We start from the raw sequence: 12,732 nt of genomic DNA on the forward strand, positions 1-12,732 counted from the left end.
CAGGGTCGAACTGGACAGACCGATCCCGGTGTCGGCGATTTCCTCGGGCTCCCACAAGGGGATCGGCCGGTCCTCGGGCGTCCTCGTGTGCCTCATTTGATCGCCACCGCCGAGACCGGGGATCCGACCGCGCCGGTGATCGGCAGCGGTGTGGCGGCGAGCAAGAACTCGTAGCGGTGGTCGGCGGCGCAGTCGGCGGCCAGGGCGTCGAGGTCGAAGATCTCGCCGAAGGCCAGACCCATGTGGACGAGGGCGACCAGATGCAGCGGTTGCAGGGCGTCGATCTCGTTCGGGCGCACCTCCACGCCCCAGGTGTCGGTCGCGACGGCGGCGATCTCCCGCTCGTACAGCCAGGGCGCCGTGTGCAGGGACAGTCCCGGTGCCGGTCCGCCCGCGTAGTCACCCCACTCACCGCGCCGTGCGGTCAACTGCCCGGTGCGGACCAGCAGGGCGTCCCCCGGGCGCACGGCGGAGCCCTGTGCCGAGAGCGCGTGTTCGAGATCGTCGACGGTGATCGGGTAGCCCGGATCCAGACTGCCGACGCCGAAGTGGGCGGGCAGGTCCACCAGCACCCCGCGCAGCACCAGGCGGTCGCTCCAGTGCTGGATGCCGTTGCGTGCCGCACCGCGCGAGGTGTGCTCGGCCGCGCTGTAGCCGTTCCACATCCGGCCCTTGTAGAAGATGTGCGAGAGCGCGTCCCACTGCGTGCCGCACTGGGTGCCCATGACGACCAGGTCGTCGGCGAAGCCGAATCCGCCGGCGGGCCCGAGGGCGGACAGCACCTCGTCCTGGGTTCCGGCGAGGTGGTCGGTGCCGGTCGCGGTGGCGATCAGATGGGGATTGGTGCGCAGTCCGCCGGGCTGCGGCCCGTTCTGGTCGTAAGGCAGCGTCAGTGAGACGACCTTGCCGTCGCGGACCAGCGCGGCGGCGGCGCGAACCTGTTCGGCGCCGACGAGGTTCAGCGCGCCGAACTGGTCGTCCTCGCCCCAGCGGCCCCAGCGGCTCAGCCGGGCGATGTACTCGTCGAGGACCTCCGTCGAGCCCACCGGGCTCACCGGTCCGTCTCCGCGGTGGCGGTCAAAGTGCGGTCCAGCCAGCCGATGATCGTCGGGAACACTTCGGGCAGCTTGCTCATTGCGCAGTGCCCGGTGTCGGGAACGAGGTTCACTACGGTGTCGCGGCGGCCCTGGAACACCAGGGTGTCGTGCTGGGGCACATGGACGTCGTCGGCGCCGTTGACCACCAGCATGGGGCTGTTGCGGTCCCGGTCGAGCAGCGGGCGCAGCGAGAACTCCGCCCTGTGTTCGGCCAGTTGCTCGAGGGTGGGCGGCGCGTCGAAGCCCATCGCGTTGCCGACGATCCCGTCCATCCCGAAGGCGTACTCGCGCACTTCGGTGAACGCCGTCTCGACCGGCCCGCCCAGCACCACGGCGGCGTCGACCTCACCGCCGAGACCCGACCGGGCCGAGAAGTACCCGCCCATCGAGATGCCCACGTGCGCCACCACGCCGTTGCCCAGCGACCGGGCGTGCTCGATCAGCCCGGTGACCATCTCGGCGCCGCCGGCACCGGTCATCGGCACCGTCGATTCGCCGGTACCCGCGATGTCGAACACCAGCACCCGGGCGCGCAGATGGGTCGCGAGGAGCACCATCAGCCCGTGCACATCCATCTTCCAGCTATCCACGCCTCCGCTGGCGAGCACCACCGGCCGGTCGGCGGGAAGGTCGAAGGGCGCGAGCAGATGGACCGGGACACTGGTCGTGTTCCCTCGGTACGGCAGTTCCAGCACGTCCCGCTGGAACCGCACCCCGAAACCGGGAGCGGCGAGCCGGTACTGCTCGAGCTGCTTGGCGAGCGCGCCCCGCTTGCTCTCGTCGGCCAAGGTCGGGAACTTCGCCCATCCGTAGGCCAGCGCTGCCTGTTCATGGTCTCCCGCGTCGGCGTACGTCGCGGCCAGTTGCGACCATTCACGGACCCACCCGCCCGGTGCGTCCGCCCACATCTCGGTGACCGCGGCGCGCACGGCGTCGACGTCGGCCGCCGGCAGTCCGGTGTTGACCATCTGCGGATACCGCTCGCCGAACAGCTCCGACGCGTCCAGCGGCCATTGATAGGGCATGACGGCTCCTTCCGTTCCTTCTGCGGCACAGCCACTAACGCAGATATCTTGCATTAGCGGACGCTACGCCCACCCGGATACAAACGCAAGATTCGTGCGTTAACGTGGTGCGGTGAGCAAGAACGAGATGAGCGACCAGGCAGAGGCGTCCCGCCGTCCGGGTGGCCGGTCCGCGCGGGTCCGTGCCGATGTCCTGCGGTCGACCCTGGAGGCGCTCGCCGAGAACGGCGCGAGCGGCTTGACGGCGAGTGAGATCGCCCGGCGCTCGGGGGTCCACGCCACCTCGATCCAGCGGCGCTGGGGCACGCTGCAGAACCTGACCCTGGACGCACTGCTGACCTACAGCCAGGAACAACTACCGGTCCCCGACACCGGAAACCTCCGCGACGACATGGTCGCGCTGGCCCGACTGATCGCGGCCTACCTGAACACCCCGCTGGGCGCCGCACTGGCCCATGCGATGGCATCAGTCGAGGAAGATCCCCAACTGGCCGAGAACCGCGCCCAGTTCTGGCAGACCCGCTACGACGTCACCCGAGTCATCGTCGACCGCGCCGTCGACCGCCATGAGCTGGCAGCCGATACCGATCACCAGATCGCCCTCGAACTGCTGGTCGCACCGCTGCACTTCAGGGCGCTGCTCATCCGGCAACCCATCGAGGAGGACTGGATCGAGCGGATGGTCGACACGCTCCTGCGCGGGTTGGCCGGATAGAGCTCCGCCCGCACGCAGCCCTGCGGCAGCGCACCAGCGGATGAGCGACTCGAAGCCGCCGCTCCACAGGCCCAACACCCGTACCGATCCGGCGCGTTGGGCCGCACCGGTCCATTCGCTCGTCGCCTCGGCGGGATGCTCGGCGCGGCCTCGGCCCGTCAACAACCCGGCAGGTCCTGGACGATCAGCCCGCCCACCCCTTCGGAGTCACCTGCTCGAACTCATCCAGAGCGAGCCGGGCGTCCGCGAGGACACACTGGAGATCATCGTAGGGCCGGGATGGCGGGACCGCCTTGGCTTCTCCGGCGGTGGCGATCCGGGGGTCATGCAGACTTCCGCCCAGCACGCGGAGCGGTATCCGGCCGCGGCCTATCCGGAGATCACCCAAGGGCGTGCCCGCACGGCTACGGCTCTGGCGCTGCGCGCCCTCCCTGCCCCTGACCTGGGCACCCGCCTGCACGCTGCCACCTCAAGAACCGATCCTCACCACGTAGCGACCACCGACGACGGGGACGTCCACGATCCCCTGTCCGGCAAGTACGCGGAACCGCGACTCGATGGCTGGCGCCGATCCCGACGGATCCTCGATCTCTTGACGCACCGAATCCTGGCGGCGCCGCCGACGACTGCCGGCACGTCTCGGGAGCGGTCCACCAACCGCAGAGTGTGGGGGCCGATCGCGTACCGGCCGGGCGACGCGACAGCGGGCGATGCGCTCGCCACGGTTCCGACTGCCGCCAGGACTCCGCCCAGGACCATCAACTTCCGCCGGGTCCAGGCGTGTTGCGGTGCCGGCGATGCCATCTGTCACGACTCTTCATGACAACGGCCACGGACATCATGAACGCCTCGGCGACGGCGCCATCGAATGCTGTCATGCACACACCTTGACCCCATTGGTCTAGATTTTTACTTTCGAGTGGTCAATTCCCTTCGGCACACGCCCAGTTGAGACCTGCGACCTCTTCCGCACACGCCGAACCGCTCGAAAGGGCCCCGACACCCCCATGACCACTCGCTCCCCCCTCCCCCGCATCGCGTTACGCGGCACCCCCGTCCTCGCCCTGCTGGCCCTGCTGATCGGCCTCCTCACCGCGGCACCGGCGGCCGCGGCGACCGGCTCCATCACCGGCCTCGCCGGCAAGTGCCTCGACGTCGCCGGAGCCAACTCCGCCGACGGCACACCGGTTCAGCTCTACGACTGCAACGGCACCGCCGCCCAGCAGTGGACGGTCGGTACGGACAACACCGTCCGCGCCCTGGGCAAGTGCCTCGACGTCACCGGCAACTCGACCGCCGACGGCGCCAAGATCCAGTTGTGGACCTGCACCGGCGGCGCGAACCAGCTCTGGACCGTCACCGCCGCGAACGACATCGTCAACCCGGCCGCGAACAAGTGCCTCGACGTCTCGGACAACTCCTCCGCCAACGGGGCGCGCATCCAGCTCTGGAGCTGCACCGGAAGCGCCAACCAGAAGTGGAACGCCCCCGCGCCCCAGTCTGGGGAGCAGTGCTGGGCCACGCACTACGGTCCCCAGCCCGCAGGTGCCCTCACGGCCAGCGGCGAGGTCTTCGACAACAACGCGGACACCGCGGCCACTTCGCTCTCACGCCAGCCCCAACTCCCTTTCGGTACGCGTGTCCAGGTCACCAACGTCGCCAACGGCCGCTCCCTGACCGTACGGATCAACGACCTCGGGACGTTCGCCCAGACCCCGCAGGAACCGAAGTGCCTTGATCTGACCGACGGCGCCTTCAGCCGCCTCGGGGGCGTCCTCGACCCGGACGCCGGACACATCGTCGTCACCCAGACGGTTCTGGGCTGACGACCGCGGCACGCCCGGCGCGCATACCGACCGACGCGAGCCGATCGCCCTCAACCACCCCTCAACCACCCCTCAACCACAGGAGCAAAGACCCATGGTCACCCCCCACTCCATACCAAGTCTCCGCAGACTCACGGTTCTGAGCAGACTCACCCTCGTCATGCTGCTCGCCGCGGCCCTGTCCGCTCTGTTCGCCATCTCGCCCGCCCGCGCGGCGGACGGCCGGATCACCGGTCTGGCCGGCAAGTGCGTCGACGTCGCCGGGGCGAACTCCGCCAACGGGACCGCCGTTCAGCTCTACGACTGCAACGGCACCAGCGCCCAGACCTGGTCCAACCCCGGTGACGGCACACTGCGCGCGCTCGGCAAGTGTCTGGACGTGACCTCCGGCGGCACCGCGGACGGCACGACGGTCCAGCTCTACGACTGCAACGGCAGCGCCGCCCAGAAGTGGGCCGTCAGCTCCGCCAACGACATCGTCAATCCGCAGGCCAACAAGTGCCTGGACGTGACCGGCAACAACTCGGCCAACGGCACCCGGCTCCAGATCTGGACCTGCTCGGGCGGCGCCAACCAGAAGTGGAGCGCCCCCGCGAGCGGCGGCGGCACCACACCCTCCGGCTTCGTCGTGAGCGAAGCCCAGTTCAACCAGATGTTCCCGAGCCGGAACGGCTTCTACACCTACCAGGGCCTGACCGCCGCCCTGTCCGCCTACCCCGGCTTCGCCAACACCGGCTCCGACACGGTCAAGAAGCAGGAGGCGGCGGCCTTCCTCGCCAACGTCAGCCACGAGACCGGCGGACTGGTCTATGTCGTCGAGCAGAACACCGCCAACTACCCCCACTACTGCGACGCCGGCCAGCCCTACGGCTGCCCCGCCGGACAGGCCGCCTACTACGGCCGCGGTCCCATCCAGTTGTCCTGGAACTTCAACTACAAGGCCGCGGGCGACGCCCTGGGCATCGACCTCCTCAACAACCCCTGGCTGGTCCAGAACGACTCGGCCGTCGCCTGGAAGACCGGCCTGTGGTATTGGAACACCCAGTCCGGCCCGGGCACGATGACCCCGCACAACGCCATGGTCAACGGCGCCGGCTTCGGCCAGACCATCCGCTCCATCAACGGCTCCCTGGAATGCGACGGACGCAACCCCGCGCAGGTCCAGAGCCGCGTCGACGCCTACAACCGCTTCACCTCCATCCTCGGCGTCAGCCCCGGCAGCAACCTCTACTGCTGACAATCGTCCTCGGCCAGGCCTGATGCGAGGGCCGGTTCATCCGTGATCCGGCGTGATCCGGCCCTCGCACCACACCTGCTCCGTCACATGTGCGGGCTCCAGAAGGCGAGCGGGGTGGCGCAGTGCCGCCCACCCCGCTAATTTTCAACCCTGCCCATGACGGCACTCATGCCACTAGAATTGATGTCATGACTGCCATCACCCTGCGCATTCCCGACGCCATGGACAAACAACTGCGCGACGCCGCCGCCGGCGCCTCGTCCCTGAACGACTACATCGTGCGAGCCGTACGACGGCAGATGACTCTCGACGCCGCGCGAAAACTCGCCTCCATCGCCCCCCTCGACCTGGCGGGCGAAGGCGACGCCCTGTGATCATCCGCAAGGGCGACGTCTGGGACGTCGACACCGGCAAAGGCACCCGCACCGTTCTCGTCGTCAGCCTCGACGGACTTGCCGACGCCTACGGCGCGGTCGTCGTCCTTGTCCTGCATGCCCCGGCCCAGCACCCCGACACGGCGATGAGCGTGCACCTGACCACCCCGGTCGACGCCTCCGTCGTCGCCGTCAATCTCCTCCAGCTCTCCACGCTCCGCTTCGAGACCGGCACACCGCACGGGAACATCGGCCCCGAACAGCAGGAACTCGTCGACAACGCCCTCCGCGCGGTCCTCGACCTGTAAGCCCCACTCGGCCGGACGGGAGGTACTGCTCGCCGTACGGCCGGAACGGGCCGCGTCAGCCGGTTCGGCCGCGCCTGGTCGCGCCGTTGGGCCACAGTCGTGGGCGGCGTTTCGCGGCGATGTCCTCGACCCATCCGACGGCCAGGACGGCCAGGACGATGAGCGGCCAGACGAGCAGGAACATGAGGACGTTGTACGACGTGTCGAGCGCCGACGCCGCCTGGTCGTTCCGCATGAAGGGCAGGTCGTACGCCTGGTCGATGATGGGCACGGTCGCCGCGATCAGCAGGTTGTGCCAGAGGTACACGGTGACGGCCCGGTTGTTGGAGAGCGTCACGAGCTTGTCCCACCTGCGCAGCCGGCCGGGGAGTTCCTGCCAGGACGGGGCGTACTGAAGCAGGATCACGACGAACCCGAAGGACCAGCAGGCCTGGGCGAACGGGATGTCGTTGAGGTCCCAGCCGTCGGGACCCAGATGGCCCGAGGCCCACCACAGGCCGAGCGCCATGACCAGGGTCGAGGCGGAGACGCCGAGATAGCGCGGGACCTTGGCGAGCAGGCCCTCGTGGTGCGCGAAGCCCAGGATCCAGCAACTGCCGTAGACCGCGAAGTCCGTGACGGCGTTGCCGGTCTCGCCGCGGACGGTGACCAGCCCGGCGTCACCGCAGGACGATCACACCCTCGGCCGACCCCGGGCGGACCGACCACCGGAATCCACCTCGCCCGCGACCGCCACCCCGCTTCGGGACGCCGAAGTCGACTGGGCGCTTTTGTCCGTCGACGGGTCCACGGGCCGCGGGTAGTCTCCCACGGGCCCGGGCCGCCACTACCCCACATCCCGGGAGCGCCACCATCTGCCGGCATCAGCACGGAGGGCACCTCACGATGAAACTTGTCCGGTACCTGACACTACTGGTCATGGGTGTTTCCCTGCTGTTCCCGTCCACCGCAGCGGCCACGACGGCTCCCGTGGACGCCACCGCACCCGCCGCCACCGCGGGCACCTGGCAGCCGCCCCTGTCCACGCGCGGGCGCTACATCGTCGACGCGAACGGCAACCGCTTCCGGCTCAAGTCCGCCAACTGGGACGGCGCCCAGGGCTCCTGGACGGGCAGCGGCAGCGAGGCCGACAGCGCCAATCACCACGCCGGGCAGAACTCGTACGGCATCCCCCTGGGCCTGGACCGCGTGCCCCTGCCGCAACTGATGGCCGACTTCCACCAGTTGGGCATCAACAGCATCCGGCTGCCGTTCTCGAACGAGATGATCCATGACACCACCGCCGTTCCGGACGCCGCCGTGGCGGCCAACCCGCAGTTGCGCGGCCGGACGCCGCTCGGGGTGTTCGACGCCGTGGTCTCCGCGCTGACGTCGGCCGACTTCGCCGTCATCCTGAACAACCACACCAATACGTCCCGTTGGTGCTGCGGGGTCGACGGCAACGAGCGGTGGAACAGCAGCCAGTCGACCCAACAGTGGGCGGACGACTGGGTGTTCATGGCTCGCCGCTACGCCTCCGACCCCCGTGTGGTGGGCGCCGACCTCTACAACGAGGTGCGCCGTGACGTCTGGGACGACCCGAACTGGGGAGGGGGCGACGGGCACGACTGGTACGCCGCTGCCCAACTCGCCGCCGACCGCATCCTCACCGAGGCCGACCCGAACCTGCTCATCGTCATCGAGGGCATCAACTGGACGGGCCTGCCCATCGACGGATTCGCCCATGGCCGCCCCCTGCTCACCCCCGCGCGCACGCTGTCGCACACCCTGGTGGCCGCCCACAAACTCGTCTACTCGGCCCACTTCTACGGCTACACCGGCCCCCATCACAGCGGTGCCACCGGCATCGGCGAGACCAGTGACCCCCGTTACCAGGACCTCAGCCGCGACGCACTGTTCCAGGCCCTGTACGACGAGGCGTTCTTCGTCTCCCAGGACGACGGCAAGCACTACACCGCCCCCGTGTGGATCAGTGAGTTCGGCATCGGGGCGGGCGAGACCGGCACTGCGGCACGCACCTGGTTCGGCAATGTGACCGACTACTTCGCCGACCACGACGCCGACTTCGCCTACTGGCCCCTGGTCGGCTGGCAGGGCCACGACGACTGGGCCCTGCTGCGCTACGACACGGACGGCACCCGGCACGGCCTGCTGGACGACGCGGACTGGCGCGGCGCCGGGTGGCAGCGGCTGATGTCCGCCGCCTCGCTCACCGGTCCGGTCGCCCAGGTCCCCGCCTGGCAGATGCTCGCCACCGACCACGGCGATCACGTCGAGTCCGTACGGGTGCGCGCCACCGGCGACTGGGACCCGGGAGCCTCGAAGGCGGCCTGCCCGGACGGCCTGCGGCTGATCGGTCTCGGGAACACCTCGGGCCGGGGGCTGTGCACGGACGTCACCGCGGGCGGCCTCCGTGCCGCGGACGGCGCCCAGTCGGTCGTCACCGACGAACGCAACGTCCCCCAGGGCGGCGACTGGGCCTCGGGATACACCAAACTCCAGTGCGCCCAGGGCCAGTTCCTCATCGGCTACAGCCACCGGGGTGTGCGGACGTCGACGGCCCTCTGCGCTCCCGCCGGTGTCGCGCTGGCGGGCGCGGGACGCACCGTGTGGTTCGACCGGTCCGACAACCGGCCCGGGGGCGCCGGCGGCGGTGACTTCGCCGTCGGCGACTACAAGGGCCAGTGCGCCGACGACGAGTACGCCGCGGGCATCGCCTACACCGACCGCACCGGCAGCTCGCCGGGCCCAGCGGCCCTGCTCTGCCGCCAACTTGCCCGCTGACGTGGGTCGTTGACCTCGCCGGCGAGGAGGGAACCGGCGGCCGTACGGGCTGAGGGGGTGGCGCAGGGTCGGCCGAACGTGGGGCACCAGCAGGTGGGCGTCCGAGATCACGCGGTGTCCGCCGGGGCGTACGGCGCGTGAACTCGGCCAGTACCGGCGCCAGTTCGCGGACGTGCGCCGGGTCGAGCACGCGGACGACGGTGCCGCCGACCGGCGAGCCCGGCATCGGGGCGGCAGTAGGCAGATCGGGGGCTCGGGAGCCGCGGGTGTTTCAAGAGGGCGGCTAAAGCTGATCAGTCAGGTCGAGGTGGGGTTCGAAGGCGTGCAGCAGGAGCGCACGCATGCGGTCCGGCTGCATGTCGGTCGAGTTGGCGAGGATCTGGATCGCGAGGCCGTCGACCATCGCGGTGAACCGGTCGGCGAGGGCCTCGATGTCCGCCTCCGGTGCCAGACCCTCGGACCGGCACTCGTGCAGCACGTCCACCACGACCCGGTACCAGCCCGAGTAGATCCGGCGCTGCGCGGGGCGCAGAAGGGGCTCCAGCATCGCCTGGTTCCAGAACTGGATCCACACCGACCATTCGTCGATGTCGTCTGCGGCGAGCGGGAGTTGGACCTCGATGAGGCGGCGCAGCTTGTCCCGCGCCGACGTCGCCCGGCCGAACTCCTCGTCGAGCCGGGTGCGGAACCGGGCGACCCGTTGGAGGGCTTCGGCGAGGGCGTCGATCACCTCGGCCGGGAGCTGGGGGACGTGGTGGAAGGGGGCGAGCCGGCCGCCGGGCCGGAGCACCTGGGCCGCCTTGGCCGCGCCGGCGACGGGGGCCACCCAGTGCCAGGCGGTGCCGGCGATGACCGCGTCGAACTGCCGCCCGGCCGCGGGTTCATCACCGGCACCGCCAAGCCCGCCGACCAGTACGAAGCCACCGACATACGCAACGTCGATCCGCGCTGGCAGCCGGGCAACTTCGAGAAGAACGTGGAAGCCGTGGGCAAGCTCGCCGAGCTCGCGGCGGCCAAGGGTGCCACCGTCTCCCAACTCGGCCTGGCCTGGCTCCTGACCCGAGGCCAGCACATCGTGCCGATCCCCGGCACCCGCAGCCCGAAGCGCATCGAGGAAAACGCCGGCGCCGCCGACCTCACCCTTACCGACGCCGACCTCAAGGCCATCGACGAGATCCTGCCTCAGGGCGGCTTCGGCGCCCGCTACACCGAGGGGCACGTGCCCACCTGGATCTGAGATCCACCCCGGGCGGCAGGGCCGCGTTCGGCGACGTGCCGGACGACCGCGTCGACGCCGACGCATACCGCTCCAGGGAGCGGACGGACGCGTGGCGGGAGCGGGCCGGCAGCATCGGGGGGATGCGCCGCCCTCTGCGTCATGTGTCAGGGCACCGTGGCGGGTCTTCGAAGATCTCCTCGGCCCGACGCCTTGCGATCGGTGCCCGTTGGCCGCTCGGGGGCGACGAACGAGGAGGCTACCGGCGGGGAAGGGTGTCAGCCTGCGCGGCCGGGAAGCATGGCCAGGGCCTGGGAGCGCTGTGCGACGAGGTCGTCGTAGGTGCCGTCGCGCTCGGCCCAGCGGTGCATGTGGACGCCCTTCACGAGGACTTCGTGCGGGGTGGGGTTCTCCGAGAGCAGGTGCATGACCTCGGTGGCGAAGTCGTCGAGCGGCAGCGCGCGCGGGTTCACCTTTTCCTGACCCGCTATGGCGACGGCCGGGGGGACGAGCTCGACGACGCCGACACCGGTGCCGTCGAGCTGCGCGCGCAGTGCCTCCGAGTAGGCGTGCACCGCGGCCTTCGAGGCGGCGTAGCTGGGCATGGGCGGGAACGGCAGGAAGGCGATTCCGGAGGTGACGGTGATGAAGGTGCCGGCGCCGCGCCGGACCAGGTGGGGGGTGAAGGCGTCGATGACTCGGACGGTGCCGAGCAGGTTGGTGTCGATCGTCGTCTCCGCAGCCTCGAAGTGCGCGGGGTCGCGCAGGTCCTCCAGGAGCATGACCCCCGACATGGTCACCACGGTGTCCAGCTCGGGGTAACGGGCGAGCACAGCAGCACGGGCAGCTGCGACGGAGGCGCTGTCCGTGACGTCGATACCGAACGTGCCGAACCCTTCCCCGGCGAGTTCCGAGAGTGCCTCCGGGCTGCGACCGCCGACGGCCACGATGCTGCCCGCCGCGGCGAACCGGTGGGCCAGCTCCCGCCCGATGCCCGAGGTTCCGCCGACGATGAGAACGGTGCGGTTGGAGAGATCCACGGGATCTTCCCTTCAGTTCAGAGCGCCGACGGTGTTCGAGCCCGGCGCGGACAGCGATGGTCTCCGTCTCTTTCGAAACGGTGTCACCACAGCCTTGACGGCATTCGCCGGGTGAGGCAGAGCCCCCGTCTTCCCTGGTCCTGACAGGGCCCCCGCTGGGACACGCGCACCGCATTACGGTGTCGGTATGAAGGACGAGGAATCCGGCAACCGGCTCGGCAGCTACCTTCGTGCCCGGCGTGAGCTGGTCTCCCCGGCACAGGCAGGACTCCCGCCCGGTGGCAACCGCCGCGTGCCCGGCCTGCGCCGTGAAGAGGTCGCCCTGCTCGCCGGAATCAGCCCCGACTACTACCTGCGCCTGGAACGGGGCCGTGACAAGAACCCCTCGCCCCAGGTACTCGCATCACTCGCGCGCGTCCTGGAGCTCGACGACATCGAACGGACGTATCTGCTCGGCCTCGCGACGGCACGCCCCAGGGCACCCCATCGCAAGCGGCCCGAGCACGTACCGGCGCGGGTGCACGAGCTGCTCGCCCACCTTCAGATCCCCGCGTTCGTCGAAGGGCGCGCGTTCGACGTCCTGGCCTCCAATCCCATGGCCGTCGCACTCTCCCCCCGGCTGCGGCCCGGCCACAACCGGCTGCGTTCGCTCCTCCTCGATCCCGAGGAACAGGCCTTCCACCAGGACTGGACGAAAGCCACCGCCGACTTCATCGCCGCTCTTCGCACCACCATCGGGGACGACACCGACAATCCCCGGTTCGTCGAACTCGTCGGAGAACTCGCACTGTCCAGCCAGCGGTTCCGTACGCTGTGGGCCCGCCACGACGTCCGCAGTCTCGACGGCGGCACGACCACGGTCCACCACCCCGTCGTCGGTGAACTACGCCTCCACCGGGACAAACTCCCCGTCGACGACGTCATCCTCGTCGTCTACTACCCCGACAAGAACAGCGACAGCGACGAGAAACTGCGGCTCCTCGCCGCACTCTCATCCACCGAGTCCGCCGGCACGGCAGACGACAGCCCGGCGGGCATCCCGCCCCCGAAGACACCTTGACCGAGAACCGCTCCTGCTCCAGGATCTCCCGGTCCCGCTGGGCCTTCATG

The 12,732-nt window shown here is 69.8% G+C and carries 12 protein-coding genes and 2 pseudogenes; 8 read left to right on the forward strand and 6 right to left on the reverse strand.

Annotated features, from left to right (window positions below; all coding sequences use genetic code 11):
* Nucleotides 1–92 precede the first annotated feature (92 nt).
* Nucleotides 93–1,055, reverse strand: coding sequence for a cyclase family protein (locus OG223_RS02695; protein WP_329241741.1), 963 nt, complete (start codon nucleotides 1,053–1,055; stop codon nucleotides 93–95).
* Nucleotides 1,052–2,122 (reverse strand): alpha/beta hydrolase, encoded by a 1,071-nt coding sequence (locus OG223_RS02700; protein ID WP_329241744.1) that lies wholly within the window; start codon nucleotides 2,120–2,122, stop codon nucleotides 1,052–1,054. Before OG223_RS02700 ends, OG223_RS02695 begins: the two co-directional genes overlap by 4 nt.
* A gap of 112 nt (nucleotides 2,123–2,234) precedes the next feature.
* Between OG223_RS02700 and OG223_RS02705 the strand changes: the two genes are divergently transcribed.
* The 5 genes from OG223_RS02705 to OG223_RS02730 all read left to right on the forward strand — a co-directional run bounded on the left by OG223_RS02705 (nucleotide 2,235) and on the right by OG223_RS02730 (nucleotide 6,582).
* Nucleotides 2,235–2,837: a TetR-like C-terminal domain-containing protein gene (locus OG223_RS02705; RefSeq protein WP_329241746.1), complete on the forward strand. Its 603-nt coding sequence runs from the start codon at nucleotides 2,235–2,237 to the stop codon at nucleotides 2,835–2,837.
* Between the two features lie 1,007 nt (nucleotides 2,838–3,844).
* Complete coding sequence (locus tag OG223_RS53900; protein WP_443073682.1) at nucleotides 3,845–4,663, forward strand: ricin-type beta-trefoil lectin domain protein; 819 nt, start codon at nucleotides 3,845–3,847, stop codon at nucleotides 4,661–4,663.
* A gap of 160 nt (nucleotides 4,664–4,823) precedes the next feature.
* Nucleotides 4,824–5,900, forward strand: coding sequence for a glycoside hydrolase family 19 protein (locus OG223_RS02720; protein ID WP_329265101.1), 1,077 nt, complete (start codon nucleotides 4,824–4,826; stop codon nucleotides 5,898–5,900).
* Between the two features lie 188 nt (nucleotides 5,901–6,088).
* Nucleotides 6,089–6,274 carry a hypothetical protein gene (locus OG223_RS02725; RefSeq protein WP_329241748.1) on the forward strand — a complete coding sequence of 62 codons (186 nt, stop codon included), beginning with the start codon at nucleotides 6,089–6,091 and terminating at the stop codon, nucleotides 6,272–6,274.
* Nucleotides 6,271–6,582, forward strand: a complete 312-nt coding sequence (locus OG223_RS02730) for a type II toxin-antitoxin system PemK/MazF family toxin (protein ID WP_329241750.1) — start codon at nucleotides 6,271–6,273, stop codon at nucleotides 6,580–6,582. The genes OG223_RS02725 and OG223_RS02730 overlap by 4 nt, the downstream gene beginning before the upstream one ends.
* Before the next feature lie 55 nt (nucleotides 6,583–6,637).
* Here OG223_RS02730 and OG223_RS02735 read toward each other — a convergent pair.
* Nucleotides 6,638–7,237, reverse strand: a pseudogene (locus tag OG223_RS02735) (acyltransferase family protein); the annotation flags it as partial.
* Between the two features lie 263 nt (nucleotides 7,238–7,500).
* Here OG223_RS02735 and OG223_RS02740 point away from each other — a divergent pair.
* Nucleotides 7,501–9,366 (forward strand): glycoside hydrolase family 5 protein, encoded by a 1,866-nt coding sequence (locus tag OG223_RS02740; protein ID WP_329241752.1) that lies wholly within the window; start codon nucleotides 7,501–7,503, stop codon nucleotides 9,364–9,366.
* Between the two features lie 283 nt (nucleotides 9,367–9,649).
* Here the strand turns inward: OG223_RS02740 and OG223_RS02745 are convergent, their stop codons facing one another.
* Together OG223_RS02745 and OG223_RS02750 are read right to left on the reverse strand one after the other, a co-directional pair.
* On the reverse strand, nucleotides 9,650–10,000 hold the full coding sequence (locus OG223_RS02745; protein ID WP_329265103.1) for a TetR family transcriptional regulator C-terminal domain-containing protein: 351 nt from the start codon (nucleotides 9,998–10,000) through the stop codon (nucleotides 9,650–9,652).
* A 57-nt stretch (nucleotides 10,001–10,057) separates the two neighbouring features.
* Nucleotides 10,058–10,252: pseudogene (locus OG223_RS02750) on the reverse strand (methyltransferase domain-containing protein); the annotation flags it as partial.
* Here OG223_RS02750 and OG223_RS02755 point away from each other — a divergent pair.
* Nucleotides 10,196–10,603 (forward strand): aldo/keto reductase, encoded by a 408-nt coding sequence (locus OG223_RS02755; protein ID WP_329241754.1) that lies wholly within the window; start codon nucleotides 10,196–10,198, stop codon nucleotides 10,601–10,603. The pseudogene OG223_RS02750 and the gene OG223_RS02755 sit on opposite strands and share 57 nt — an antisense overlap.
* 257 nt (nucleotides 10,604–10,860) lie before the next feature.
* Here the strand turns inward: OG223_RS02755 and OG223_RS02760 are convergent, their stop codons facing one another.
* Nucleotides 10,861–11,622: an SDR family oxidoreductase gene (locus tag OG223_RS02760; protein ID WP_329241757.1), complete on the reverse strand. Its 762-nt coding sequence runs from the start codon at nucleotides 11,620–11,622 to the stop codon at nucleotides 10,861–10,863.
* A 187-nt stretch (nucleotides 11,623–11,809) separates the two neighbouring features.
* Here OG223_RS02760 and OG223_RS02765 point away from each other — a divergent pair, with 187 nt between their 5' ends.
* A complete protein-coding gene (locus OG223_RS02765) occupies nucleotides 11,810–12,682 on the forward strand; it encodes a helix-turn-helix transcriptional regulator (RefSeq protein ID WP_329241759.1) in 873 nt (290 codons plus the stop codon).
* The last annotated feature ends 50 nt before the right edge of the window (nucleotides 12,683–12,732 follow it).

The sequence above is a fragment of the Streptomyces sp. NBC_01478 genome, assembly GCF_036227225.1.
In the GTDB taxonomy this organism is placed as follows: Bacteria; Actinomycetota; Actinomycetes; order Streptomycetales; family Streptomycetaceae; genus Streptomyces.